This window comes from Saccharopolyspora galaxeae (assembly GCF_016526145.1).
Taxonomy (GTDB): Bacteria; Actinomycetota; Actinomycetes; order Mycobacteriales; family Pseudonocardiaceae; genus Saccharopolyspora_C; species Saccharopolyspora_C galaxeae.
Genome location: NZ_JADDUE010000005.1, coordinates 429,650 through 454,807, shown reverse-complemented (window position 1 = coordinate 454,807; position 25,158 = coordinate 429,650). Strand labels below are relative to the sequence as shown.

At 70.9% G+C, this 25,158-nt stretch carries 23 protein-coding genes; 12 read left to right on the top strand and 11 right to left on the bottom strand.

The features are described from left to right. Together INP57_RS14830 and INP57_RS14825 are read left to right on the top strand one after the other, a co-directional pair. On the top strand, positions 1–120 hold a 120-nt coding region (locus INP57_RS14830; protein WP_200070770.1), incomplete at its 5' end, for an adenosylhomocysteinase. Between the two features lie 236 nt (positions 121–356). Beyond that, the gene (locus tag INP57_RS14825; protein WP_200070769.1) at positions 357–1,244 is read left to right on the top strand and encodes a mycobacterial-type methylenetetrahydrofolate reductase; all 888 of its coding nucleotides are present in this window, start codon (positions 357–359) and stop codon (positions 1,242–1,244) included. 146 nt (positions 1,245–1,390) lie between these two features. On the opposite strand, the gene mmuM is transcribed toward INP57_RS14825, so the two are convergent. Next, positions 1,391–2,278, bottom strand: coding sequence for a homocysteine S-methyltransferase (gene mmuM, locus INP57_RS14820; protein ID WP_200070768.1), 888 nt, complete (start codon positions 2,276–2,278; stop codon positions 1,391–1,393). 79 nt (positions 2,279–2,357) lie between these two features. Here mmuM and INP57_RS14815 point away from each other — a divergent pair, with 79 nt between their 5' ends. The 4 genes from INP57_RS14815 (at position 2,358) to INP57_RS14800 (ending at position 5,799) form a co-directional block, all read left to right on the top strand. Then, a complete protein-coding gene (locus INP57_RS14815) occupies positions 2,358–3,356 on the top strand; it encodes a phosphatidylinositol-specific phospholipase C (RefSeq protein WP_200070767.1) in 999 nt (332 codons plus the stop codon). 64 nt (positions 3,357–3,420) lie between these two features. Further along, entirely contained in the window at positions 3,421–3,858 is a 438-nt protein-coding gene (locus tag INP57_RS14810) for a PPOX class F420-dependent oxidoreductase (protein WP_200070766.1), read from the top strand. Positions 3,859–3,979: 121 nt separating this feature from the next. Next, positions 3,980–4,225, top strand: a complete 246-nt coding sequence (locus INP57_RS14805) for a DUF397 domain-containing protein (RefSeq protein ID WP_307850088.1) — start codon at positions 3,980–3,982, stop codon at positions 4,223–4,225. 179 nt (positions 4,226–4,404) lie between these two features. Beyond that, positions 4,405–5,799 carry an FAD-binding oxidoreductase gene (locus tag INP57_RS14800; RefSeq protein WP_200070764.1) on the top strand — a complete coding sequence of 465 codons (1,395 nt, stop codon included), beginning with the start codon at positions 4,405–4,407 and terminating at the stop codon, positions 5,797–5,799. A 326-nt stretch (positions 5,800–6,125) separates the two neighbouring features. Here the strand turns inward: INP57_RS14800 and INP57_RS14795 are convergent, their stop codons facing one another. Genes INP57_RS14795 through INP57_RS14775 form a run of 5 tightly spaced genes read right to left on the bottom strand, consistent with a single transcriptional unit; the run spans position 6,126 to position 13,404 of the window. Next, the gene (locus INP57_RS14795) at positions 6,126–8,360 is read right to left on the bottom strand and encodes a thiamine pyrophosphate-dependent enzyme (RefSeq protein WP_200070763.1); all 2,235 of its coding nucleotides are present in this window, start codon (positions 8,358–8,360) and stop codon (positions 6,126–6,128) included. Next, positions 8,357–9,448 carry a LysR family transcriptional regulator gene (locus INP57_RS14790; RefSeq protein ID WP_233627533.1) on the bottom strand — a complete coding sequence of 364 codons (1,092 nt, stop codon included), beginning with the start codon at positions 9,446–9,448 and terminating at the stop codon, positions 8,357–8,359. The genes INP57_RS14795 and INP57_RS14790 overlap by 4 nt, the downstream gene beginning before the upstream one ends. A 6-nt stretch (positions 9,449–9,454) precedes the next feature. Continuing rightward, positions 9,455–10,630, bottom strand: coding sequence for a Glu/Leu/Phe/Val family dehydrogenase (locus INP57_RS14785; RefSeq protein WP_307850087.1), 1,176 nt, complete (start codon positions 10,628–10,630; stop codon positions 9,455–9,457). A gap of 48 nt (positions 10,631–10,678) precedes the next feature. Beyond that, positions 10,679–11,821, bottom strand: a complete 1,143-nt coding sequence (locus INP57_RS14780) for an NAD(P)/FAD-dependent oxidoreductase (RefSeq protein WP_200070761.1) — start codon at positions 11,819–11,821, stop codon at positions 10,679–10,681. Then, positions 11,818–13,404 (bottom strand): aldehyde dehydrogenase family protein, encoded by a 1,587-nt coding sequence (locus INP57_RS14775; RefSeq protein ID WP_200070760.1) that lies wholly within the window; start codon positions 13,402–13,404, stop codon positions 11,818–11,820. Before INP57_RS14775 ends, INP57_RS14780 begins: the two co-directional genes overlap by 4 nt. Before the next feature lie 313 nt (positions 13,405–13,717). Here INP57_RS14775 and INP57_RS14770 point away from each other — a divergent pair, with 313 nt between their 5' ends. Both INP57_RS14770 and INP57_RS14765 read left to right on the top strand, forming a co-directional pair. Next, positions 13,718–14,662: an ornithine cyclodeaminase family protein gene (locus INP57_RS14770; protein WP_200070759.1), complete on the top strand. Its 945-nt coding sequence runs from the start codon at positions 13,718–13,720 to the stop codon at positions 14,660–14,662. A 16-nt stretch (positions 14,663–14,678) separates the two neighbouring features. After that, entirely contained in the window at positions 14,679–15,476 is a 798-nt protein-coding gene (locus INP57_RS14765; protein WP_295150859.1) for a serine hydrolase, read from the top strand. Positions 15,477–15,528: 52 nt separating this feature from the next. Here INP57_RS14765 and INP57_RS14760 read toward each other — a convergent pair whose 3' ends face one another. Continuing rightward, positions 15,529–17,097 (bottom strand): amidohydrolase, encoded by a 1,569-nt coding sequence (locus INP57_RS14760; RefSeq protein ID WP_200070758.1) that lies wholly within the window; start codon positions 17,095–17,097, stop codon positions 15,529–15,531. 41 nt (positions 17,098–17,138) lie between these two features. Then, on the bottom strand, positions 17,139–18,026 hold the full coding sequence (locus INP57_RS14755; protein ID WP_200070757.1) for a hypothetical protein: 888 nt from the start codon (positions 18,024–18,026) through the stop codon (positions 17,139–17,141). A gap of 557 nt (positions 18,027–18,583) precedes the next feature. On the opposite strand from INP57_RS14755, the gene INP57_RS14750 reads away from it, so the two are divergent. From INP57_RS14750 to INP57_RS14735, 4 genes are all read left to right on the top strand, one after another. Then, positions 18,584–19,807, top strand: a complete 1,224-nt coding sequence (locus INP57_RS14750) for a Glu/Leu/Phe/Val family dehydrogenase (protein ID WP_233627532.1) — start codon at positions 18,584–18,586, stop codon at positions 19,805–19,807. Between the two features lie 316 nt (positions 19,808–20,123). After that, complete coding sequence (locus INP57_RS14745; protein WP_200070755.1) at positions 20,124–20,327, top strand: cold-shock protein; 204 nt, start codon at positions 20,124–20,126, stop codon at positions 20,325–20,327. A gap of 141 nt (positions 20,328–20,468) precedes the next feature. Then, the gene (locus tag INP57_RS14740; RefSeq protein WP_307850086.1) at positions 20,469–21,398 is read left to right on the top strand and encodes an NAD-dependent epimerase/dehydratase family protein; all 930 of its coding nucleotides are present in this window, start codon (positions 20,469–20,471) and stop codon (positions 21,396–21,398) included. Positions 21,399–21,643: 245 nt separating this feature from the next. Next, a complete protein-coding gene (locus tag INP57_RS14735) occupies positions 21,644–23,062 on the top strand; it encodes an FAD-binding oxidoreductase (RefSeq protein ID WP_200070753.1) in 1,419 nt (472 codons plus the stop codon). On the opposite strand, the gene INP57_RS14730 is transcribed toward INP57_RS14735, so the two are convergent. From INP57_RS14730 to INP57_RS14720, 3 genes are all read right to left on the bottom strand, one after another. Then, the gene (locus INP57_RS14730; protein ID WP_200070752.1) at positions 23,047–23,217 is read right to left on the bottom strand and encodes a hypothetical protein; all 171 of its coding nucleotides are present in this window, start codon (positions 23,215–23,217) and stop codon (positions 23,047–23,049) included. The genes INP57_RS14735 and INP57_RS14730 overlap by 16 nt on opposite strands. 182 nt (positions 23,218–23,399) lie before the next feature. Further along, complete coding sequence (locus INP57_RS14725; protein ID WP_200070751.1) at positions 23,400–24,173, bottom strand: enoyl-CoA hydratase-related protein; 774 nt, start codon at positions 24,171–24,173, stop codon at positions 23,400–23,402. Positions 24,174–24,259: 86 nt separating this feature from the next. Beyond that, complete coding sequence (locus INP57_RS14720) at positions 24,260–25,117, bottom strand: TetR family transcriptional regulator C-terminal domain-containing protein (RefSeq protein ID WP_200070819.1); 858 nt, start codon at positions 25,115–25,117, stop codon at positions 24,260–24,262. Positions 25,118–25,158 lie beyond the last annotated feature (41 nt).

Sequence of the window (25,158 nt, the reverse complement as noted above, 5' to 3'; positions counted from 1 at the left end):
GTCGCCCGGCTGCACCTGGACGCGCTCGGGGTCAACCTCACCCGCATGACCAAGGCCCAGGCCGAGTACATCGGCGTCGACGTCAACGGGCCCTACAAGCCCGAACACTACCGCTACTGATTCGTTCGGCTACGGCCTGAGCGACCGGTGGTCGCCGCCACCGCCCGGGGTTTGCAGCCTCGGGCGGTGGCGGCCCCCGAAAAACCAGCAACTCCCGTCGAGGCCGCGGCGCCGAACACTTCGCGCCCCCTCGAATTCCGATTTTTCCGGCAGTACGGTTGCTGCTCGCGCGGCTGCTCCAGCGACGCGGCCGGGTGTGCGCGGTGACCGGCTAGGAAGGAAAACCTGAGGCCGACATGCACACGATCGCACTCGAAATGGCACCGCCCGACCTGGACGGCGGACAGGAGAGGGCCGTGGAGGAAGGCCGCAAGGTGGCCGAGAACAGCCGCGCCGCCGGGCTCGCCGACCGCATCGGGCACCTCATGATCCCGGGCATCATCGCCGAGGACGACGACCGTCCGATCGAGATGAAGCCGAAGATGGACGTCATCGATTTCTGGAACGCGGTGCGTCCGGAGATCGGCGACGTCAAGGGCCTGTGCACGCAGGTCACCGCGTTCATGGACAAGCCGCAGCTGACCGAGCGGCTCAAGCACCTGCGCAGCGCCGGGATGGAAGGCATCACGTTCGTCGGCGTGCCGCGCACCATGGCCGACGGCGAAGGCGGCGGGATCCCGCCGACCGACGCCTTAACCCAGTTCCAGGACATCGTGCCCAACCGCGGCTCGATCCTCATCCCGACCCGCGAGGGCGAGCACGGCCGGTTCAACTTCAAGTGCGACCGCGGCGCGACGTACGGCATGACGCAGCTGCTGTACTCCGACGCGATCGTCGGATTCCTGCGGGAATTCGCGGAGAAGACGCCGCACCGCCCGGAGATCCTGCTCTCGTTCGGTTTCGTGCCGAGCGTCGAAGGCAAGCGCGGACTGATCGACTGGCTCATCCAGGACCCCGGCAACCCGGCCGTCGAGGCCGAGCAGAAGTGGGTCGCCGCGATCAGCGAGCTCGGCTTCGAGCAGCGCAAGCAGAAGCATCTCGACGTGTACAAGAGCGTCATCGACGGGGTGGCCGACCTCGGCTTCCCGCTGAGCCTGCACCTGGAGGCACCGTACGGCTACTCCAAGCCGGCCTTCGACGTGTTCGCGGAGATGCTCGACTACTGGTCCCCGACACCGTCCTGATCGCCTGTTGCTGAGCTCGTGTTGCGTGCGCCTTCCGGCGCTCTCCCGCTGCGGGATCTCTCCTCCCTTCGATACCCGAGCGGTTCGCCGGAAGTGAACGGATCGTCCGCCCGGCGGGCGGTCCGTTCACTCCGCGCCCCTGCAGCTCAATCGCGCGGCCGTGCCAGGACGTTCGCGACGGCGTTGATGTCGGCGGGCGCGACGCGGCAGCAACCGCCGACGATGCGGGCTCCCGCAGCGACCCAATCGCGAACCAGCGCCGCGTCGAACCGGGACGGCCCCGTCCAGTCCTGCCGTCCGGCGTTCCAGCCTTCGCCGCTGTTCGGATAGACCACGACGGGTTTTCCGGTCATCTCGCGAGCGATCGGCACCGCCCGCGTGGCATCGGCGGGCGTGCAGCAGTTGATGCCGACCGCGAGCACGTCGTCCCGACCGGCGGCTACGGCGAACGCCTCCTCCAGCGGCTGTCCGGCGCGAGTGCGCTCGCCATCGATGTTGTACGAGAGCCAAGCGGGCACGTCGACGTCGCCGAGCACTTCCAGCAGCGCGGCCGCCTCGTCCACGTCCGGAACCGTCTCCAGCGCGAGCAGGTCGGGCCCGGCTTCGGCGAGGACTTCCAGCCGTGGCCGGTGGAACCCGACGAGTTCGCGGTGGCTCAGGCCGTAGCGGCCGCGGAACTCCGAACCGTCCGGCAGCACCGCCCCGTACGGGCCCACCGATGCCGCGACCAAGCGCCGCTTGCCCGCATCTCGCTGCGCGGCCCGCTTGGCCAGCTCGACGCTGCGACGCATCAGCCCGGCCGCGTGCTCGCGATCGAAGCCGTGCGCGGCGAAACCCGCGAAGCCCGCCTGGTAGCTCGCCGTGGTCACGATGTCCGCACCGGCCGCGAAGAACGCCTCGTGCGCGGCGACTATCTCTTCCGGTGCCGATGCCAGGAACCGCGCCGACCACAAGTCGCCGGAGAGATCACCCCCGCGCGCCTCCAGTTGCGTGCCCAGCCCGCCGTCGAGCACCAGCGGCTCGTCGAGTTCCATGTCCCCACGGTAAAAGCCCGCCATGGCGGGATGTCGCCAGTACCGCCACCCGGTACGCCGCACGCGTGATCATGCCCGCATGGCCGGAGTCGCAACTTCCACCGCCCGGGCCGCGCTCACCTTCGCTGCGGCGCTCGCGGTGACCCTCGTTCCCGCCGGGTCCGCGCACGCGGCGACCGCCTACTGCGAAAGCCTCACCGACGCGTCGAACCAGGAGTGGATGAGCGGGCTGCCCGACGACACCGGCCTCGCGGCGCTGTCCGTTCCCGGCACGCACGACACCTTGTCGTTGCACGGCGGCGACATCACGCAGACCCAGGAGGACCACGGCGACAGCGCCGAAACCCTCACCGCGCAGCTCGACGCCGGCATCCGCGCCATCGACATCCGGGTGCGCAAGGTGGACAACGAGTTCACCGTCCACCACGGAACCTTCTACCAGCACGCCAACTTCGCCGACGTGCTGGCGAAGGCCGGTGACTTCCTCGCCGCCCACCCCGGCGAGACCGTGCTGCTGCGGCTGAAAGCCGAGTGCACCGGCGAAGTCGGCTCGTGCACCGACGAGTCCAGCGACCTGAGCACCGCGGAGATCGTGGACCGCTACCAGCAGAACGATCCCAACGGGCACTACCTGTACAACCCGGCTTCCGATGGGACGCCCACGCTGGGTGCCGCCCGCGGCAAGATCGTGCTCACCGCACTGCAGGAAGCCCAAGGCGGCTTGGTCGGCGGCTACGGGCTGGAGCAGTTCAACGACGACAACTGGGGCGACTACGTCCAGGACGAGTACGAAGTGCCCACCGTCGGCGACATCGAGCAGAAGTGGAACCACGTGCGGGAGCACTGGGACAAGACGAACTCCGCCGATCCCGCGGAGATGTTCCTGAACTTCACCAGCGGCTCCAGCCTCGGCGCCGACCCGAAAGACGTCGCTTGCGGCGCGAGCGGGGCCCGCGGCGTCAACGACCACGCCCTGGAACATCTCGGTGGCAACGACGTGCCGCGCACCGGCGTGGTGCTGATGGACTTCCCCGGCTCGGACCTGATCAACGAGGTCATCTCCCGCAACGGCGCCTGATTGGCGCCGGTGGGCTCCGGGTAGGGCGGAATCGAGAAGGTTCGCCCGACCGGGAGGAGTCGCGATGCCGGCGAAGACCGAGAACGGACCACAGCTGATGCCCGAAACCGAGCGGTTGGCCACCGGCAAGAACTTCGCCGCCGTGTCCACGGTGCTGCCCAGCGGCCGGATCCAGAGCCAGACGATCTGGGTGGACGTGGACGACGACCAGCTGGTGCTCAACACCGAGACGCACCGCGCGAAGTACCTCAACGTGCAGCGGGACCCCCGGATCACCGTGCTGATCAGGGACGAGCAGGACCCGTACCGCTACGCGGAGGTGCGTGGCCGGGTGTCGGCCACGACCACCGGCGACCGCGCCCGGCGGCAGGTGGACGAACTCGCGCACAAGTACATCGGCAAGGACTACCCGCCGGAAGCGATCAAGAGCGACCGCGTGACCATCTGGATCGTCCCGGAGCGCCAGACCTTCATCGATCAGAGCAGGGGCGTCGCGGACTGACCCGGCCTCCGGTGCTCGGCCGCGGCGGCGCGGTCCACCGACTGGGATGTCGAGTCGTGATGTGTCGGAGGAAGCCGGTTGCGACAAGTGCTGAATTGAGTCCATCGGCCGATCACCGAAGATGAAAGGAGTCCTGATATCTGAGGAGGGGGTCGTGATGTCCGAGGAGTGGCACCGCAGTACTCGAAGCGGGTCGACGGGCAACTGCGTCGAGGTCGCGTGCACGGGGACGGCCACGCTGATCCGGGACTCCAAAGAACCCCACGGGGCGCTGCTGCGGGTGTCGAAGGAGCGGTGGCGAGGCTTCCTGGCTTCGATCGGTTCGGGGCGCTGCGACCGTCGGAAGCTGCCCGCAACGGCGGAATGACGCAGGTCCTTCGCAGCATGTGATAACCGCCGAGCACCGCGTTTCAACCGCGCAAGCCGCTGTGACCAGCGCGGACGTCGCTGCCGAAAGCATCACCGAGGGTCGGTCCCGCCGGGTGGAGGTGGGCTCGTCCGCACCCGAACGGTTAGCGTGGGTGCGAACGGGTGAACGGAGGGTCGATGGACACGGAGAGCACACTCGCGGCGCTGCGGGCCGAGCTACCGCAAGAACAGCTGGTCACCGATCCGGACTCCGTCGCCCGCTACGCCCACGACGAAGCCGAATGGGCGCCGCACGGGACCCCGGCCGCCGTCGTGCGCCCCACCGGCACCGAAGACGTCGTCGCCGTGGTCAAAGTGTGCGCGCAACTCGGTGTGCCGGTGGTGCCGCGGGGAGCCGGCACCGGCCTCTCCGGCGGGGCCAACGCGCTGGACGGCTGCGTGCTGATCTCGTTCGAGCGGATGACTTCGGTCTTGGAGATCAACCCGCGCGAACAGCTCGCCGTGGTCCAGCCCGGTGCGGTCAACGACGACTTCCGCGCCGCCTGCCGCGAGCACGGCGCCTGGTATCCACCGGACCCGGCGAGCTCGCCCTGGTCCACGATCGGCGGCAACGTCGCCACCAACGCGGGCGGCGTCTGCTGCGTCAAATACGGCGTGACCAGGGATTACGTCCTCGGGTTGGAAGCCGTTGTCGGCGACGGCGAGGTGGTTCGGCTCGGCAGGCGCACCGCCAAAGGCGTCGCGGGTTACGACCTGTGCGGGCTGTTCGTCGGTTCCGAGGGCACGCTCGGGATCATCACCGAGATCACCGTGAAGCTGCTGCCCGGGGTGCGCGCGCCGGAGCGCACCGTGGTCGGCTACTTCGATTCGCTCGTGGCGGCAGGTGATGCGGTGGCCGCGGTGGCCGCCTCCGGGGTGACGCCTTCCGCGCTGGAACTGCTCGACCGGCACTGCCTGCGTGCCGTGGACGAGTGGAAGAACATGGGCCTCAGCGACGAGGCCGAAGTGCTGCTGCTGGGCCGCTCGGACACGCCGGGCGAAGCCGGGGATCGCGAAGTCGAAGCCATCGTCGAATGCTTCGAGAAGGGCGGGGCCACGTTCAGCGCGGCCTCCACCGATCAGCACGAGGCGGATGCGCTGTTCGCCGCCCGCCGGTTGGCCTATCCGGCGCTGGAACGGCTGGGTCCGCTGTTGACCGAGGATGTGTGCGTGCCTCGCGCGCTGGTGCCGGACATGCTCGCCAAGGTCGAAGCCGCCGCGCAGCGGCACGACACGAAGATCGCGAACATCGCGCACGCCGGGGACGGCAACCTGCACCCGCTGATCATCACTCCCGCCGGGGACGAAGCGGCGCGCGAGCGTGCGCAGCGCGCTTTCGACGACATCGTGGCCGATGCGATCGCGCTGGGCGGCACCGTCACCGGTGAGCACGGCGTGGGCCTGCTGAAACGGCGCGGCTTGCACGATGAACTCGGGCCGACGGTGGTCGGGATGCACCACGCGGTGAAGAACGCGCTCGACCCGGCGGGCATCTTCAACCCCGGCAAGGTCTTCGGCGATCCCGACGGCTGAGGCGATCTGAACCGTGCCGAGTGCCGGTTCCGCTTCGTGCATGCAGCAGTGAAGTGCGCGGGGCGCCGCAGGTACGCCTGCAGACGATCACGTGGCCGGGCAGACCGCACGGCGCGGGATCGTCGATGTGCGCCTCCAGGGCCTTGGCGGCTGCCTCGTGATCGGAGAATTAGCAGTTCAGCGGCTCATGAACGACATGAACCCGAGGCGGTTCCGCGCCTAGCATGGCGGTGCCGGCGGCGCAGGGGAGTGCGCCGTCGGCCCTTTTGCCCGGACGGCCTCCGCCGCGGTCCGAGGGCCGGAACCTTCGGTCAGGGCCGCGGCGATCAGCCGTCGCGGGTCGGGCGGGTGCCGGCTCCCGTGGCGGCGTCGGACGTTCCCGCCAGCAGCTTCCGCGCGGTGTCCTCGATGTCCTGCTCGTCCAACAGCACGTGGTACGCGGCGTCGCCGAGCGGGATGAAACTGTCCTCGCTGGTGACCCGCGCGATCCTGCCGGCGAAACCCGCGTCCGCGAGAGCGGTCACGACCGGTTCGGACACCCCGCCGCTGCGCCGCGTCTCGTCGGCCACCAGCACCGACCCGGTCGCACGCGCCGCCGCCAGCAGGTCCTCGGTGGGTAGCGGGCTCAGCCACCGCAGGTCCAGCACGCGAACCCCGGCCCCTTCGCGCTGCAACCGCCGCGCGACCCGGAGGCAACGCGGTAGCCCGTTGCCGAAGGTGACCAGCGTCAGGTCGGTCCCGTTCCCGTAGGTGCGCGCCCGCCCGATCGGTACGTGTCCGCCGACCGGATCGGGGTAGCGCGCCAGCCATCCTTCGTCCCCGGTCTCGTGCAGGTCCCGCTCGTGGTAGAGCGCGATCGGTTCCAGGAACACGCACACCCGTCCGTCCTCGCGGGCGGCTGCTACGCAGGTGCGCAGCATGGCGGCGGCATCGTCCGGGCTGGCCGGGGAGGCGACCACCAGGCCGGGGATGTCGCGCAGCGCGGCGACGGAATTGTCGTTGTGGAAGTGCCCGCCGAAACCTTTCTGGAAGGCGTACCCGGCGATGCGCACCACCATCGGGTTCCGGAAGCGGCCGTCCGAGAAGAACCCCAGCGTCGCGGCCTCACCCCGGAGCTGATCGGCGGCGTTGTGCAGGTACGCCAGGTATTGGATCTCCGGAATGGGCAGCAGGCCGGCCGTTCCGGCCCCGAGCGCGGTCCCCAGCACGCTCTGCTCGTCGAGCACCGTGTCGAACACCCGCAGGCCCCCGAACCTGCGGCGCAGACCGCGGGTCACCCCGTACACGCCGCCCTTGCCCGCGACGTCCTCACCGAACACCAGCACACCGGGATCGCCCGCCAACGCCGCCGCCAGCCCGTGATTGATCGACTCCGCGAGGGTCAGCCCCCGGTCCGGAACCGTCGCCTGCTCGGTCGGTCCACGGCGGACGCGTGCCCGGACGGCTTCCGGGTGCTCGGAGGCGATCGTTGCCATGACGTCCCGGCTGTCGGCGAGTTTCGGCCGGGACAGCGCCTGTTCGGCGATGCGCGTCACCTCGGCCCGCTTCTGCTCGTAACGCTCCAGCACCTGCTCGGCGGAGAGAACTTGTTGCCGCACCAAGGTTTTCGCGGTGGCGAGCAGTGGGTCCCGCGCGTGCTCGGCCACGATCTCGGCACGGGAGCGGTAGGCGGACTCCACATCGGACCCCGCATGCCCCATCAGCCGCACCGTGCGCAGGTGCAGCAACGCGGGCCGGCGATGTTCGCGCACCCAATCCGCCGTCTCGGCGGCGATCCGCAGGCACTGCTCCGGATCGTCACCGTCCACTGTGGAGTACCGTAGTCCCGGTCTGCCGGAGTGCGCGGACTCCACCCAGTCGTGCGGAGTGCGGACGCTGATGCCGAGCCCGTTGTCCTCGCACACCAGCAGCAAGGGCATCGGTAGCCCTTGGTGTGCGCAGTGCAGCGCCGAGTTGATCGCCCCGAGGGCGGTGGAGTGGTTCATCGAGGCATCGCCGAAGCTGCACAGCACCACCGAATCCGCGGGCCACTCGGCGCGGACGCCGAGTTGTTCGGCGCGCGCCAGCGAGAACGCCAGCCCCATCGCGCGCGGCAGGTGCGAGGCGATCGTCGAGGTCTGCGGGATGATCCCGAGATCGCCGTGACCGAAGACCTTGTGCCGTCCCGCGGAAATCGGCTCTTCGGCGGAAGCGACCACGCCGAGCAGTACGTCCCGCAGCGGGTCCTGTCCCGGCACTTGGCTCGCCCGCCGCAGGTAGAACGCGCCGGACCGGTAGTGCAGCAGCGCGGGGTCCGTCGGGCGCAACGACGCGGCGACCGCCGCGTTCGACTCGTGCCCGGCCGAGCCGATGCTGTAGTAGCCGAGCTTGCGGTGCCCCAGTTCCCGAGCTGCGAAGTCCAGGTGCCTGCTGCCGCACTGCGCGTCGAACAGCTCCAGCAGTTCCTGGCGCGCCGCGGCCGGATACCGGGCCGTTGTCGAGGAATCGGCGGTGCCGCATCCGGCCACAGTGGACCGGAAGTGGTCGTCGATCGGCTCGGACCTGGCGGGTTGCTGGGTCATGATCGCTCCGCTTCGATGCGCCCGGACGCCGGCTCGTTCTCGTCCGAGGTCATTCCTCGATCGGTGTGCACCGCGTCGTGCTCGGTGCCGTTCTCGCGGGCCGGCGGTGCGGGTGCTGCCGGACCCGGACCGGAACCGGATGCCCGTTCCCTGCTGCCCCGGGGCGGGTGCTCGAAGTCCGATTTCCACAGCACCGCGAGTTCCGACCCGGCTCGCGTCAAGCAGTCCAGTGCGATCGGCAGCAGCGGGTTCGTGTTCTGCTTGCGATACAGCGTCCGCACCCGCCGATACGGTTGCCGACCGGCGATCCGGGCGAGCCGAACTCCGCCACCGCTGGGCGCGAGCCCCGGCAGCACGGCGACCCCGAGCCCGCGCGCCACCAGATCGCGGATCACCGAGTAGTCGTTGCTGCGGAAGGTGATCCGGGGGACGAACCCGCTGGCCGCGGCCAGCCGCACCAGCGACCGCGCACCCGCGGTGTCCTTGCGGGTGCAGATCCAGGACTCCTCGGCCAGTTCCTCCAGAGCGACCTCCGGGGAATCGGCCAGCCGGTGGGATGCGGGCAGCGCCAGCCGCAGCGGCTCGGCGAGCACGTCGTCGGCGCGCAGGTCCGACGGCCATTTCCGGGGATCCAGGTCGTACTCGAAGACGACCGCGGCATCCAGCACTCCGTCCAGCACTCCGTCCAAGACTTCGTCCGGCTCGCCCTCGTCGAGCTGCAGCTCCGCGCTCGGGCGCCGCGCGATCACCGCGGCCAGCACGGACGGCAGGATTCGCGCGTTGGCGGTGGCGAACCCGGCCAGCCGCAGACTGCCCTCGTCGCCGCTGACCATGGCGTGGACTTCACGTTCCAAGGCGTCCAACGCGCCCAGCGCGTCACGGCTGCGTTCGGCCAAGCGCGTCGCCAGCGTGGTGCTGCGGGTGCTGCGCGCGGAGCGCTCGAAAAGCGGTGCTCCGACGGCACGTTCCAGCAGCGCCATCTGCTGGGACACCGCCGATGCGGTGTAGCCGAGTGTCCGGCCCGCTTCGGCGAACGATCCGGTGCGCACGCACTCCTGCAAGGTTCGCAGGTGGATGGGGTTGAGCATCGCCGATCACCCGCAGGCGCCGACCGGTTCGGCATCGACCCGCGGCAGTCGTCCGCGCAGCTCCATCGCCGTGCGCACCCGGTGCTGAGCCAGTTCCAGCGCCGCGTGGTGCGGCTCGATCCGCCGCTGCGCAGCGGTGCGCAGCACGAGAGCGGTGTTCGCCCGGCACCGCTCGGCGACCTCGTGCAGTATTCGCGCCGGTTCCGGCCGGAACGCCGAGCGGCGCGCGTCCATGGCGAACCCGGCGGCGATCGCACCGCCCGCGTTCGCGATGAAATCCGGCACCACCTGGACACCCCGCGCGGCCAGCAACGCGCGGGCGCCGGTCGTGGTCGGCAGGTTCGCGCCCTCGACGATCAACTCGGCGCGCACTCCGGCTGCGACCTGTTCACCGATCACGTCCTGCTGCGCAGCGGGCAGCAGCACGTCGCAGTCCACCAGCAGCTCGTCCCCGCGGCCGAGCCGCTGCGCGGAGGGAGCGGCGTGCACGCACGCATCGCCCTGTTCGGCGCGCGCGGCGAGCCACCACGGCACGTCCAGGCCGGCCGGATCGTGCACGGCGCCCTGCGCCGTGGACAGCGCGACGATCCGCGCCCCGAGCTCGTGCAACCGGCGGGCTGCGGCGGCGCCGACAGCGCCGAACCCCTGCACCGCGACGCGGACCCCGTCGAGCGAACGACCCCGCAGTTCCAGCGCGCTTGCGATCGAGGCCGCCACCCCGTGGCCGGTGACGCCGAGCTCGTCGTACGGGACGCCGCCCAGTTCCTCCGGCACCCCGACGGCCGCGCCGCGGTCGCCGAGCTCGTCCTGGATGATCGCCGCGTCGTGCTCGGTCATGCCCATGTCCAGACCGGCGACGTAACTGGCCGGAACCTGGTCGGCCAGCCTGCGCGCGAACGCCCGCACCACCCTTTCCTTGTCCGGTGCGGCGGGATCGGCCGCGATGCCCGCCTTGGCACCGCCGTGGAACAGGTCGGCGGCGGCCCACTTCCACGTCATCACCCTGGCCAGCTTGGCGATCTCGCCGACCGTGACACCGGGACTCATCCGGATGCCGCCCTTGCCGGTGCCGCGCGCGGTGTTGTCCACCACCAGCACGCCGCGCATCCCGGTGCGGGCATCGGAAACGCAGACGATCTTCTCCGGACCCCACTGGTCCATGGACTGCAACAGGTCGTTCACAACTGCCTCCATCGCCGCCGACCGGTCGCCCGGTGTCCGGCTCGGTGTTCAGACGAGGTTCCGTTCGGGGCGGTGCCCGGCGCGTTCGAAGCGCGCCACGTCGAGAGCACCGACGTCGACCGGCGGTGTGCGGCCGAGGACGAGGTCCCGCAGCACTTCGCCGATCGCCGGGCTCTGCAGGAAGCCATGCCCGGAGAAACCGGTGGCGTACCACAGGCCCCGCACCTGGCCGGCCTGCCCGACGAGGGCGTTGTGGTCGGGCGTGATCTCGTACAGGCCGGCCCACCGGTGCGCCGCGCCCGCGGTCGAGAACCGGGGCGCGCGGTGCGCGACGGCCTCGGCCAGCAGCTCCAGCCAGCTGTCGTCCGGATGCGGATCCGGGCTGTCGGCGGGATCGGGCATCCCCATCAGCAGCCCGGGCCCCTCCTCGTGGAAGTAGAAACCGGTGCCGAAGTCAATGGTGAACGGCAACCGGCCCGGCAGGTCCCGGATCGGCTCGGTGACCACGATCTGCCGCCGCAGCGGCCGCACCGGCAGTTCGACCCCCGCCATCGCGGCCACCGCCGAAGACCACGCTCCGGCCGCGCAGAGCGCGGCGGAGGTCGCGATGACACCGGAGTCCGTGCGCACCCCGGTGACCGCATCGCCTGCGGTGTCGATGCCGGTCACCGCGCAGTGCGGGAGCACGGTGCCGCCGTGCCTGCGGATACCGGCGGCGTAGCCGTGCACCACGGCCTCCGGCGTGCAATGGCCGTCGGTGGGGGAGTAGGCGGCGGCGAGCACGTCCTGCACGGACACCACGGGCGTGAGCTCGGCCGCCTCGGCAGCGGTGAGCATCCGGCTGGGCACCCCTAGCTCGTTCTGCAACCGCACGCCGTCCTCGAACGCCGTGACGTCCGCAGGTGCGGAAAGCAGGAACAGATAGCCGTGCTGGCGCAGGTCGATCTCCGCTCCGGGACGCTCGCCGAACTGCTCGAAGGCCCGCAGGCTCCGCGCGCCGAGCGCGATGTTGACCGGGTCGGAGAACTGCGCCCGCACTCCGCCCGCCGCCTTGCAGGTGCTGCCACCGCCGAGCTCGCCGCGGTCCAGCAGGACGACGTCCACACCGGCTTCGGCCAGGTGGAAGGCCGCCGATGCGCCGATCGCCCCGCCACCGATCACCACGACGTCGGCCGTGGCGGGCGGGTTCACGGCGTCCCGCCCAGCTCGGGCGGCAGCCGGTAGCCGCGGTCCGGCTCGATGGTGTCCACGTCCATCTGGGCCTTCTGCAGCTTCCCGGAGAAGTCCCAGTTGAGCGATTGCCAGCGGGTGAACTGGTCCAGCACCCAGATGCCGGATTGGCGACTGCCGTTGCCGGACCGGCCGTTGCCGCCGAACGGCAGGTGCGCTTCCGCGCCGGAGGTCGAGTTGTTCACGCTGACCATGCCCGCGCGAGTGCCCTGCCGGAAGCGGAAGGCCGTGGCGGGATCGCTGGTGTAGACGGCGGCGGAGAGCCCGTAACCGGGTGCGTCGCCGAGTTCGATCGCCTCGTCGAGGTCGCTGAAGGTGCTCACCCCGACGATCGGCCCGAAGGTCTCGTGGGTGAAGACGTGGTCGTCCGGGCGCAACCCGTCCAGCAGCACCGGGTGGTAGTACAGCCCGGACTCCGGATCACCGCGAAAGCCCGTGCGGGGCGCGGACGATCCGATCCGGCCGACCGCGTCCGAACCGAGCACCTCGTGGTGATCGGCGATCGTCTCCAACGCGGATTCGAAGCCCGCGGCGAAGCGCTCGTCCAGCATCGGGCCGTAGAGCACGTCCCCGCCGGGATCCCCGATCGCCGCCGCGCGCAGCGCTTGGTCCAGCCGCCCGACGAACTCCTCGTGCACGTCCCGGTGCACGATCAGATTGCCCAGCGAGGTGCAGCGCTGCCCGGCGGTTCCCCAGCCGGAGAACAGCGCGCCCTCCACCGCGAGGTCCAGATCCGCGTCCGCGGCGACGACCATCGGGTTCTTGCCGCCGAGTTCCAGGCACGGGCTCTGCCGGTGGCGCCCGCACAGTTCGCCGACCCGGGAACCGACCGCGGTGGACCCGGTGAACCCCACCTTGTCCACCAGGCCGTCTTCCAACGCCGATTCCAGTCCGCCGAAGGTCGACTCGCCATCGGCGTAGACGAGGTTGAGCACGCCCTGCGGCACACCGGCGCGCCACGCCAGCTCGGCCACCGCGCGCGCCGCCGCAGCGGCGTATTCGGCCGGTTTCCACACCACCGCGTTGCCGCAGAGCAACGCCGGGACCAGGTACCAGGACGGCACCGCGACCGGGAAGTTGCCCGCGGTGATCACCGCGACCACGCCGACCGGCACCCGGAAGGTGAACAGCTGCTTGTCCGGCATCTCCGATGGCACCGTCTGCCCGTAGAGCCTGCGCCCCTCACCGAGGAAGAAGTCGCAGGTGTCCACGATCTCCTGGACCTCGCCGAGCGCTTCGGCGTAGGGCTTGCCGATCTCCCTGGTGACCAGCCTGGCGAGCGAGTCCTTGTTGGCCTCCACGAGCCTGCCCAGCTCCGCGACCGCTCTGCCGCGCACCGGCGCCGGTACGCGCCCCCACTCCCGCTGCGCGGTGCGCGCGGCCCGCGCAGCCGAGTGCAGCGCGGAGGCACCGCCGAGGTGGACCTCTGCCACCACGTCGTCCAGATGCGCGGGATTGCGCGAGCGGTACACCTCGCCCTGCGGGTCCGGTGCCGCGTCGCGGGTGCCGGTGCCGATCACCGAACTCAAGGTCGTCGACTCCACGGGTCCACCTCTTCCTCGGGGTTGCGTGTTCCTCGGGGTTGCGTGCTGCGGTCGCGGGCCGCTCGGTTCCGCGATCGGCCGCCGGATTCGGCTGATCGATCCGGGGAATCGGCCTGGCTGTTCGATCTGGACGATCGCACTGCGCGATCAAGCGCGATACCCACCGTAACCGTTCAGGCGTTCGACCATCGAGCACCAGAAGAGTGATTTCCCAACTTTCTGAGCGACAGCGCTGCTTGGTCCGGCTCCCGGCCGCTGTCGCGACCCGCTCCGGCTGTGGCAGTTTCCGGATGTGCGCGGCGAGGAGGACCGGATGACGAACCCGCCCGAGACGTGGACCGACGAAGACGTCCGGGCCGCTCTGGACCCGGACACCGCGATCGCGTCGCAGCGCACCGCGTTCCGGGCGCTCAGCGACGGGCGAGCGCGGATGGCGGAGAAGGTCGCGCTCGGCGTCGGCGCGAACACCGCGCTCGGCTACCTCAGCACGCTGTCACCGGACCACGGCGCGGTCAGCAAGCTCGTCGCCGTGCATCCCGGCAACGGCTCGCTCGGGCTTCCCGCGATCAGCGCCACCGTGCTGGTCTTGGACGCAGCGACCGGTCGGCTGCGGGCGACGCTCGCGGGTACCGCGCTCACCGAGCTGCGCACCGCCGCGGGCAGCGCCGTCGCGGTCGACGCGCTCGCACCGCGCGGTGCCGACGAGTTGGCGGTGCTGGGCTCGGGGGTGCAGGCGCGGGCGCACGTCCGCGCGTTCGCTCGAGTCCGCGAGCTGCGCGCGGTGCGGCTCTACAGCCGCAACCGGGGTCGCCGGGAAGCCGCCGCGCGGGAGCTCGATGCCGAACTGGACGTCGACGTGCGCCCCGCGGACTCGCCGGAGGATGCCGTGCGCGGCGCCGCGCTGGTCGCGACCTGCACCCTCAGCACCGATCCGGTGCTCGGCCCGGTCGACCCCGGCACCACCGTGATCTCGGTAGGCGGTTTCGAACCGCACCGCAGGGAAGTCGCGCCCGCGCTGGTGCGCCAGGCGGCACCGGTCGTCGTGGACGACGTCGAAACCGCCGCCGCGCACGCCGGCCCGATCATAGCGGCGCTGGAGCAAGGCGCGATGTCGGTCGAGGAGCTGCATTCGCTCGGCGACGTGCTCACCGGCCGCCGCGCCGGGCGCACCGACGAAGAACAGGTCATCTTCTACAACAGCGTGGGAGTCGCGGTGCAGGACGCGGCCGCCGCGCACGCCGTGCTGGGGACCTTGTAGCGGAAAGGGGCCGAAGGTGACTTTCGCGGAACGGCTGGGTGCGTCGCTGCAGCAGGCGTGGGAGACCTTTCCCGGGCAAGTCAACTTCGCCGCGTGGGACCTGCAAGAGCGGGAACCGGTGCTGCTCGGCGCGAACCGCGAGGTGCACCCGGCCAGCACGATCAAGGTGCTGATCATGATCACCGCGCTCCGCGAGGCGCACGCCGGCCGCGTCGCGCTGGACACCTCGGTCGCGTTGCCCGCCGAGCGGACCGGAGGCTTCGGAGTGCTGCGCGAACTGCCCAGCGTGCACCGCGTAGCGCTGGCGGACCTGATCACGCTGATGATCGTGGTCAGCGACAACGCAGCGACCAACGCCGTCATCGACATCATCGGTTTCGACGCGATCGCCGAGTGCACCGCTGAACTCGGCTGCGAGCGCACTCGCGTCGAACGCCGCTTGATGGACGTGCACGCCCCTGGCCGCAACACGACCTGCGCGCTGGATCAAGCGCGCGTTCTGGACCGGCTGGCGACCGAGCGCGCGTTGCCGCCGGAGCTCACCCGGCACGCGTTGGGAGTGCTGGCCCGCCAGCAGGTCCGGGACCGGCTACCGGCGTTGCTGCCCGCCTCCGCGCGGTGCTGGAACAAGACCGGCGAGATCAGGGGCGCGCGGCACGACGTGGCGTTGATCGGCGACGACCGTCCGCGCGCGGTGGTCGCGGTGCTCGTCGACGAGCTCACCGACGAGTTCTCCTCCCGCGGCAGCGGGCGAAGCGCGGTCTACGACCACTTCGCCGACCTCGGCGTCCGGGTGTATCGAGCGCTCGGCTGATCTTGTGGGACAGCGCGGATCTCGATGACGCCGACGGGAGATGCCGGCGCGCTCAGCCGAGCCGATCGTGCACGACGACACCGTCCACGGCGGTGAGGTCTACGCGCGCGCGTCCGATCTCATCCGGCGGTACGCGGAGCAGATCGCGGTCGAGCACGACCAAGTCGGCGGCCTTGCCGATCTCCAGCGACCCGGTCTCGTGCGCGAATCCGTTCGCGCGCGCGGCCCCGCGCGTGTGCGCCGCCAGCGCGTCGGTGAGCCCGATGGCCTGCTCCGGCTGGAAAGGTTCGGCCGCCGCTGCCGGAACGGTCCGGTTGACCGCCGCGTGCACCGCCGCGAGCGGGTCGATCTCGGACACCGGCCAGTCGCTGCCCGCCGCCAGCGGCGCACCGGAGTCGAGCAGCGACCGGAACGGGTATTGACGCCCGGAACGCGCCGCCCCGAGCCGCGGAATGGTCAGCTCGGTCATCGCCGCGTCGTTGATCGCCCAGGCGGCCTGGAGGTTCGCGGTGACGTCCAGCTCCCGGAACCGGCCGATGTCCTCATCGCGCACCACCTGCACGTGAGCGATCTGGTGGCGCAGGCCCATGGGACCGTGCGCGGCACGTGCAGCCGCCACGGCGTCCAGTGCGTCGCGGACGGCCCTGTCGCCGACAGCGTGGAAATGCGTGGAGAACCCTGCAGCGTCCAAATGCGCCAGTGCGCTTCGCAGGTCCTCTGCGGACAGATAAGACAGCCCGCAGCCGTGCGCACCCACATACGGCTGGACCAGCGACGCGGTGAGGTTCTCGCAGACTCCGTCACCCATGATCTTGACGTGTTCCGCGCGAAAACGGTCACCCCGACCAAGACGGCGGCGCTCGACGAGATCCGGAACCTGCTCGATGCCGCGGCGGCGATCCCACCACAGTGCTCCCTGGACGCGTGCAGTGAGCATCCCGCGCCGGTCGAGATCGCGATAGGTGCCCAAGGTGTCCGCGTAGCCGAGGTATTCCCCGACGATCGCGTCCTGCCACCCGACGACCCCGTGCGCGTGCATCAGCCGCTGAGCGTCCAGCAGCGCCGCCGCGTACTCCGGCGGGTCGGGTTCCGGCAGGACGCGCGCGACGAGGTCCGCGGCCCCCTCGTGCAACGTCCCGGAAGGACGGTCGTCGGCGTCGCGTTCGATCCAGCCGTCAACCGGGTCGGGAGTGCCCCGGTCCACTCCGGCGAGCCGGAGCGCTTCGGTGTTCACCCAGACGCTGTGGTGGTCACGGTTCACCAGATACGCAGGACGCCCTCCCGTCACAGCGTCGAGGGCTGTCGCGGTCGGCGCACCTCCCGGGAAGAGCGCGGGATCCCAACCACCGCCGAGTACCCATCCACGCCCGTCGTGCTCACCGACGATCCGCAGGCATCCCGCGGCGCTGGACGCGGCGGTGAGGTCGCACCGCGACCGCAGCAGCCCGCCGAAGACCGGGTGCGCGTGCGCATCCTGGAAACCGGGCAGCAACAACCGCCCGCGCAGGTCCACGAGTTCCGTACGGGAACCGGTCATCGCGCGCACGTCCGCCTGCCCGAGGGCGACGATGCGGCCCGCTCGGACCGCCAGCGCGTCCGCGCTCGAACCCGCGGCGTCCATGGTGAGCACCCGGCCGCCGACGAACGCCAGGTCCGCGGAACTCAGCGATGCTCCTCGCCGGTGATCACCGTGACCGCGAGTTCGCGCACGTGCTCGTCCACCTCCGGCACCCGGAAACCGGTCTTGCGGATGTGCTCGACCAGCTCATCCTCCGGCGGCACCCCGTGCTTGCGCAGGTAGTACGCGACCGCGCCGGGCCAGATCCAGGCCCCGTCGGTGTGGAAGGTCAGCGGCACCGAGGCGGGCTGTTCCGGGTCGAGCTGATCGGTGTCGTAGCTGCGGGCGGCGAGCACTAGCGGCGCCTGGTCCAGGTAGTTGGCCAGCCCGTCGAGTTCCGCGGCGTTCACCTCTGCCCGGTTGGTCTGCGGGCGCCCGGACTGATCGACCGCGTCGAAGACCTCCGCGGTGCGCAACGCGGGCGCGCGGGTGGCGCTGCCGCTGGCATCCGGCACCCCGGCGCGCTGGGCGAGCCAACCGGGGATGTTCTCGCCGGTGCGGGGGTAGTGGTGCAGTTCCTCGGCGAAGGCGTCCTTGGGCGGCGGGGTCTGCCAGGTGGGTTCGTAGTCGCCGTTGAAGTCGACGCTGTAGCTGCTCGGGCGCCGCAGCCGGTAGATGGCACTGAGCCAAGTGCCCCGTTCCGACTCGTGCATTCCGTGGCGCAGCCGGGAGAACAGCGCACGGACCTCGTCCGGCGTGGTCAGCGGAATCAGCGTCCCGTTCGGAGCCACCAGTTGCGCCGCGATCTCCGCGTGCCCGCCGACCGCGCGGTACTCGACGCTGACCTCGTTCCAGGCCGGCGGGACCGAGCGCAGCAGCGCCCGCCCGAGCTGCTGGATGAGGTTCTGCTGAGCGGTCTGGTCGAGAGTCCCCGGCGGTTCCTGCGGGTCGGTTCTGGGGCGGCCCTGCTCGGGCGGTCCCGGTTGGCTCATAGCTGCATCCTCCCAGCCACACGCGGGGTTTCCGTGCCCGGCTCCCCGCGGCCGTGCTCCGCCGTTCCTGCACCCGGGCGTGGCGAAAGCCCGCCCGGGTGCAGAGCTTAAGACCCCGGTCGAGGGATGGGCACCACCCAGCTGCCCACCTCGTAACCACCGCCGAATGCGCTGGTCAGCGGCTCGCTGTGGATCACGCCCAGGTTTCGCCGGTAACTTCCGACGAAGAGCCTGATGTCGAATGCGAGGATTGTTGACAATAAATCCAGGCGGGGTTTAGCTTCGATTCATCGCCAGCGAGACCCGGAGGTGACCATGCGGGCTGATGAGTACGGCCTTCCCCGTCCCCTCCGCTGGCTGTCCTCTTCATCGCTGTGGCTGCGACATTGAGGTGGACCACCGCGAAGCCGGTGGTCATCACCTGCAGCGCGTGCGGCCGGTCGCAACGGACCTGACAACGCGGACATCCGATCCGCCGAAGGTTCGTGCACAGGTGTGACCGGAACACGCCCCTTCTGCAAGTAACTCTGATGGGCGCCTACCCGTGCGCCCATTTCATGCACTGCTCTTGGAAGGAGGTTCGGCCGGTGGCACTCGTCGACTGCGACCCGCTGATGAGGGTGACCTGGACAGATCCGGTGACGGGCAACCGCGGTTACCTGGTCGTGCACAGTCTTGTGTCCGGCCTGGCCACCGGCGGGACCCGGATGCGCGCCGGCTGCACGATGTCCGAAGTGGAGGACCTGGCCCGCGGCATGGCCCGCAAGACGGCCGTGTTCAACCTGCCGGTCGGTGGCGCCAAGGGCGGGATCGACTGCGACCCGAAGGATCCCGAGGCGCGCGGCGTGCTGCGCCGCTTCGTCGAAGCAATGCGCCCGTGGATCGACGCGCACTGGGTGACCGCGGAGGACCTGGGCGTGCCGCAGCACCTGATCGACGAGGTCTTCGAGGAATCCGGCCTGCAGCAGTCCTACCACGCGGCCATCCGGCGGGCGCCGGACGTCGAGCACACGCTGCGCCGCGTCCGGGCCGGGTTGAACTCCCCGGTGCCGGGCGGACTCCTGCTGGGCGATGTCGTCGGCGGCTACGGCGTGGCGCAGAGCTGCCTGGGCGTGGTGCAGGCCCGCGGCTGGGACCACGAGCGCACGACCGTGGCGGTGCAGGGTGTGGGCACCATGGGCGGCGGCGCGGCGTGGTACCTGCACGAGGCGGGGCTGAAGGTGGTCGCGGTGGCCGACGCGGCCGGCTCGCTGTACCACCCGGACGGGCTGGACATCCCGGCGCTGCTGGAGGCCCGCGACCGGTTCGGCGAGATCGATCGCGATCAGGTGCCCGCGGACGTGCAGCGGCTGTCCAGGGACGCGGTGCTGTCCGCGGAGGTCGACGTGCTGATCCCGGCGGCGGTGTCCTACGCGATCACTCCGGAGCGGGTGCCGCAGGTGCGCGCCAAGGTGATCATCGAGGCGGCGAACACGCCGATCACGCCCGCGGCCGAGGAGCTGCTGGCGACCCGGGGCGTGCCGGTGATCCCGGACTTCGTGGCGAACTCCGGCGCCGTCGCCTGGGCCTGGTGGCTGCTGCTGGGGCGGGTGGACGCCGACCCGGTGCTGTCGTTCAGCGTGCTGCGCGAGGAGATGCTGGCCAAGATCCCGCCGCTGCTGGCGGCCTGGGACGCCGACGGCACGACGCCGCGGGACGCGGCGCTGGGCATGGCGGACCGGCAGACCGAGCAGAACCGGGTGGCCGAGGCGGAAGGCCGGCTGCTGGTGAGCATTCCGTAGCGGCGGTGCTCGGCGCGCGCCATAGCCGGTGGCGCGCGCCGAGGTTTTGCGGAAATCGTCGGAATGCCTTTCGGTGTTACATCCATCTGTGGCGGCCACGACTTCGGGTGACAAGTGTGTGACAACCCGTGGATCGGGTGCTAGCGTTGCCGCCGGTTGCAGTTTTGGTTCCCAGAAGTACTTGAAAGTGCCTGCGAAACAAGCGTGCCGCAGGCACTTTGTTGTGCCGTAGGCCGTTCGGCCCAGGTGATCATCTCGGCGACTTCGGGGTTGGCGAAGTGTCGGCCCCTGGCCATCTGAAGTAGGAGTAAAGAGAATGGCTACCGGTACCGTGAAGTGGTTCAACGCCGAGAAGGGCTTCGGCTTCATCACTCCTGACGGGGGCGGTTCTGACGTGTTCGCCCACTACACCGCGATTGACGCCTCGGGTTTCCGCACGCTCGACGAGAACCAGCGGGTGGAGTTCGAGATCGCTCAGGGGCCGAAGGGTCCGCAGGCTTCGGGAATCCGCAGCATCTGAGTTCCGCGAGCTACGAGGGGCCCGCGCCTGCCCAGGCGCGGGCCCCTCGCATGTTCCCGCCCGGCGCGGAGTGATGATCATCTCTGGGCCCCCGGGGTAGGCTGCCCCCTCCCGCTGATGTCGATCGCTGCGAGGTTCTCAGTGCCCCTGCGGGTGTTCATCGCCGGTGCCACCGGCGTGGTCGGAAGAACGTTGCTGTCCAGCCTGCAGCAGCGCGGCCACCACGTGACGGCGCTGCTGCGCGCCGCGAACGCGGAGGCGGCGACCGGCGCGGACGATGTCGCGGTCGCCGATGTGCTCGAGCTGCCGCAGCTGCGCCGCGTGCTGCGCGACAGTGCGCCGGACGTCGTCGTGGCGCAGGTTTCGGGTTTCCGCGCCGAGGACTACGACGATGCCCTGGACCGCACGGCGCAGCTGTGGGGGCTGGGCACGCGCAACCTCGTGAGGGCCGCGCGGGACGCCGGGGTGAACCGGGTCGTCGCGCAGAGCACGGTCGAGGCGTACTACCCGAACGGCCACGACGTGCTGGACGAGGACTCCCCGCTGTGGACCGACGCGCCCGGGCGGTGGGGCGAGCTGGTGCGCGCGGTCGCCGACCTGGAAGACGCGGTGCTCGAGCACGACGGCGTGGTGCTGCGCTACGGCTCGCTGTACGGGCCCGACACCTGGTACGCCCCGGGCGGGCGGATCCACGAGCAGGTGCGCGGCAGCGCGTTGCCGTTGGTCGACGACGGGGTCGGGCTCACCTCGTTCACGCACGTCGACGACGCCGCCAGCGCTGTGGCCGAAGTGTTGAGCGCCGGCGAATCCGGCATCTACAACGTGGTGGACAACGAACCTGCCGAATACGCGGAATGGCTGCCTGCCTACGCCCGGATGGTCGGTGGCCCGGCGCCGGTGTCGTTGACGCTGGAGCAGGCGCGGGCGCAGCTGGACTGGTTGACGGTGCACCGGCTGACCGAGCAGCGTGGCGCCACGAATTTCCGGCTGCGGGAAACGCTGGGATGGCGTCCGATGTGGCCGAGTTGGCGGGAAGGTTTCGCAACGTTGTTCGGTCTCTGGCCGGGCTGAGGCGCGCGTTGTCCGCCGAATCCTTTCGCGGTCGGCGAACAGGGGCGGGCTTATCGTTTTTAAGTTCGGCGTCGCATTTGCGGGAAAACCCGCAGCGCTGCCCGGAAGAGAAATTTCGCCGACGGCATTCGTGCGGAACCGACCGGCCGGATGGCCCAGCGTCCGCCGCGGCTCGACCCTCCTGGCGGTGGGCCGGACGCTCGAGCACGGCTAGCGTGGATCCGGCACCGACGCCGAGGGGCTCCATGACGACGACCGCCGCGCACCCGCTGACCGGACTTCTCGCCGCGGGCAGCGTCATCGACGATCCCGACGTGCTGCGAGCGCACAGCAGGGACCGCGCCACCTTCTGCCCGGCAGGCGAACCCGCTGTGCTGGTGCGTGCACGCAGCACCGAGGACGTATCGACCACGCTCGGCTGGGCTCATCAGCACGGGGTGCCGGTCGTGCCGCAGGGCGCCCGAAGCGGCCTTTCCGGAGCGGCGAACGCGTCGGCGGGATGCGTGCTGCTGTCGCTGGAGAAGATGAACCGGGTGCTGCGGATCGACCCCGAGGAGCAGGTTGCCCTCGTGCAGCCGGGCGTGGTCAACGGCGAGCTGGGGGAGGCCGCCGCCGAGCGCGGGCTGTTCTACCCACCGGACCCGGGGTCGCGGTCCATCTCCACGATCGGCGGCAACATCGCCACCAACGCGGGTGGCATGTGCTGCGTGAAATACGGCGTGACCGGGGACTTCGTGCGCGGGTTGCAGGTCGTGCTGGCCGACGGGCGGGTGCTGCGGACCGGGCGCGCAACGGCCAAGGGCGTGGCCGGCTACGACCTCACCAGCCTGCTCGTCGGCTCCGAAGGCACGCTCGGCGTGGTCACCGAGGCGACGCTCGCGCTGCGGCCCGCGCAGGAGCGGCCGCTGACCGCCGTGGCGTTCTTCGGCGCCGTCGCCGACGCCTGCCGCGCGGTCGCGAGCTACCTCGGCGCCGGGTTCCGGCCGTCGGCGCTGGAGTTCATGGACGCGCCCACGATGCGTGCCGTCGCGGGCATCGCCGACCTGGGCTTCCCGGAGCAGGCCGCCGGAATGCTCATCGCGCAGTCCGACCGCGGACCGCTGGCGGGCGCGGACCTGGACGGGTTCGCGCGGGCGGCCGGGGAGTGCGCGGCAACGGACGTGGTCGTCGCCGACGATCCGGCCGAAGGCGACCTGCTGATGCGGGCGCGGCGACTGGTCGGCGACGCGCACGAGAAGCTGGGATCACTGCTCATCGACGACGTGTGCGTGCCGCGCGGGCGGCTGGTGGACCTGGTCGAAGGGCTCGCCGGACTGTCCGCCGAACATCGGGTGCAGATCCTGTGCGCGGGGCACGCCGGGGACGGGAACATGCATCCGGTGGTCGTGTTCGATGCCGACGACGCGGCCGAGACCGCGCGCGCCGAGCGAGCCTTCGACGCGATCATGGACCTGGGCCTGCGGCTCGGCGGGACGATCACCGGCGAGCACGGCGTGGGCGCGCTGAAGCGGCGCTGGCTCGGCCGGGAGCTGGACCCGGCGGCGCTGTGGGCGCAGCGGGCCATCAAGCGGACGCTGGATCCGAGGGGAGTGCTCAACCCCGGCCGGGTGCTACCCGATGCGGACGACCCGGCCGGGGATCTGCCTGGTCAGTCCCGCTCGTAGTCGTCGTCGGTGGGTTCGGTGCGCTTCTGGTCGGCGAGGTCGGCCGGATCCGCTTCCCAGGTGGCTTCGGTGCCGGTCGGGCCGTCCTCCTCCGGGATCGCCTCGTCCTGCTGGGCCTGCTCGACCGCGTCGGCTTCCGGGGTCTCCGGGTTCATCGCGCGCTCCTTCCTCGACTCGGGGCTTGCGGCCACCGTATCGGGTAGCCCCGCGGCGGAGCCGCCCAACGCCTCCGCGGCGGAGCCGCCCAACGCCTCCGCGGCGGAGCCGCCCAACGGTCCCGCGGCGGAGTCGCCGAAGGGGCCCGGGCAGAACCGTTGAGCGTGGCGGTGACTGCGGCTCAGCCGCTCAGCGGCGGGAAGTCCGGGGGCCTGCCCTCGCGGAAGCTGCGCACCCCTTCCCGCACGTCGGGGCGGTCGAACGCGGCGATCATCCGGCTGTGCGCATCCGCGGTCGCCGTCTCCAACCCGCTGTCCAGGCCGGCGTAGATCTGCTGCTTGATCTCGGCGAGCGAGGCAGGGGAGCACTCGGTGGCCAGCGTGCGCGCGTACTCCAACGCCGCGGGCAGCACCTCGGCGGCGGGCATGACGCGGTCGGCCAAGCCGATCCGGTGCGCCTCGTCGCCGAGGAAGGTGCGCGCCGAGAGCATCAGGTCCAGCGCCGTTCCGGCCCCCACGAGCTTCGGCAGGATCCACGAGATGCCGTGCTCGGCGACCAGCCCGCGGCGGCTGAACGCGGTGGTGAACTTCGCTTCCGCCGCGGCGAACCGCACGTCGGCGAACAGCGCGGCGATCAACCCGATGCCCGCGACCGGACCGTTGATCGCAGCGATCACCGGTTTGCGCATCCGGATCGGCTGCGACACCGGCGGCACGTCGTCGTCCACCTCCGGCGCGCCGGACAGCGCGGACAGGTCGGTGCCCGCGCAGAAGCCGCGGCCGGAGCCGGTGACCACCACCGCGCGCACCGCCGGGTCGTGCTCGGCCTTGTCCAGCAGTTCGAAGTACCGCCGCTGCATGGACGGGGTCCAGGCGTTGAGGCTTTCCGGGCGGTTGAACGTCAGCAGCAGCACCGCGTCGTGGTGCTCGACCAGTACTTCGTCGTCCTCCGGCACGTGATCACCTCCGTGGGCGGTCGCTCCCGCAAACTATTGCAGCGACCACAACGGCTCAACCGCGCAAACAGGCGATCCGCGGACCACTACGGGTGATCACGACCGGCTGCCACGTCCCGCTCGATGAACTCGCGCAACACCCCGCGCATCCGGTCGACCGAACGCCCCGGGCGCCCGGTCAGCACGCCGATGCCGAGCCCGTCGATGAGCGCGGTCAGCCGCACCGCCAGGTCCTCGGCATCGCCCGGGGCGAACACGCCCTGCTGCTGGCCTTCGCGGATGGTGCGGGCGATCGTGTCGTGCCAGCGGGTGTAGGAGTCGCCGTGCAGCCCGCGCAGCTCGGGGCGCAGCGCGCTCTCGTTCCACACCTGCAGCCAGATCGACCACTCGCGGCGCAACGGGGCGGATGCGGGCAATTGCAGCTCGACCAGCCGCAGCAACCGTTCGCGGGCGTCGTCGATCCGGTGCAGTTCGGCGACCTGGCGGTCGAACGCCTGCCGCACCGAATGCCGCAGCGCCTCGGTGAGCAGGTCGTCGCGGCCGGGGAAGTGGTAGTGGATGGTCGCCGCGCTGACCCCGCACGCCTCGGCGATGTCGGCGACGCGCACCGAGTGGTAGCCGCGCTCGGCGATCAGCTCCCACGCGGCGTCCAGGATCTGCCGATAGCGGTCGCCGCCGGGGTGCTCCGGTGGACGTGCGGTGCGGCGCGGGGCAGCGGCGACGGTCTCGGCGTCGTCCCGGCCGTTGATCAGCCAGTTCACCGTGACCTGGCCGACTTCGGCGATGCGCGTCAGCTCGACCGGGGTGAACCGGCGGATGCCGGTCAGCGACTTGGAGAGCTTGGTGGCGTCCAGCCCGATGCGGTCGGCGAACGCGCGGTGGCTTTCCGGGTAGCCGGCGAGGACCTCGCGCACCCGGCCGCGCAACGCCTCCAGCTCCGCCAGCTCCTGCACGGGCTCGGACGCTACCAAGCGCGTCGCGGCGG

Coding starts and splice junctions, on each gene's coding strand:
- INP57_RS14790 (WP_233627533.1), bottom strand. CDS start 9,448: ATGCTCAACCCCATCCACCTGCGAACCTTGCAGGAGTGCGTGCGCACC.
- INP57_RS14735 (WP_200070753.1), top strand. CDS start 21,644: ATGACGACGACCGCCGCGCACCCGCTGACCGGACTTCTCGCCGCGGGC.
- INP57_RS14795 (WP_200070763.1), bottom strand. CDS start 8,360: ATGACCCAGCAACCCGCCAGGTCCGAGCCGATCGACGACCACTTCCGG.
- INP57_RS14750 (WP_233627532.1), top strand. CDS start 18,584: ATGCACTGCTCTTGGAAGGAGGTTCGGCCGGTGGCACTCGTCGACTGC.
- INP57_RS14745 (WP_200070755.1), top strand. CDS start 20,124: ATGGCTACCGGTACCGTGAAGTGGTTCAACGCCGAGAAGGGCTTCGGC.
- INP57_RS14815 (WP_200070767.1), top strand. CDS start 2,358: ATGGCCGGAGTCGCAACTTCCACCGCCCGGGCCGCGCTCACCTTCGCT.
- INP57_RS14730 (WP_200070752.1), bottom strand. CDS start 23,217: ATGAACCCGGAGACCCCGGAAGCCGACGCGGTCGAGCAGGCCCAGCAG.
- INP57_RS14805 (WP_307850088.1), top strand. CDS start 3,980: ATGAAAGGAGTCCTGATATCTGAGGAGGGGGTCGTGATGTCCGAGGAG.
- INP57_RS14770 (WP_200070759.1), top strand. CDS start 13,718: ATGACGAACCCGCCCGAGACGTGGACCGACGAAGACGTCCGGGCCGCT.
- INP57_RS14760 (WP_200070758.1), bottom strand. CDS start 17,097: ATGGACGCCGCGGGTTCGAGCGCGGACGCGCTGGCGGTCCGAGCGGGC.
- INP57_RS14825 (WP_200070769.1), top strand. CDS start 357: ATGCACACGATCGCACTCGAAATGGCACCGCCCGACCTGGACGGCGGA.
- INP57_RS14755 (WP_200070757.1), bottom strand. CDS start 18,026: ATGAGCCAACCGGGACCGCCCGAGCAGGGCCGCCCCAGAACCGACCCG.
- INP57_RS14810 (WP_200070766.1), top strand. CDS start 3,421: ATGCCGGCGAAGACCGAGAACGGACCACAGCTGATGCCCGAAACCGAG.
- mmuM (WP_200070768.1), bottom strand. CDS start 2,278: ATGGAACTCGACGAGCCGCTGGTGCTCGACGGCGGGCTGGGCACGCAA.
- INP57_RS14800 (WP_200070764.1), top strand. CDS start 4,405: ATGGACACGGAGAGCACACTCGCGGCGCTGCGGGCCGAGCTACCGCAA.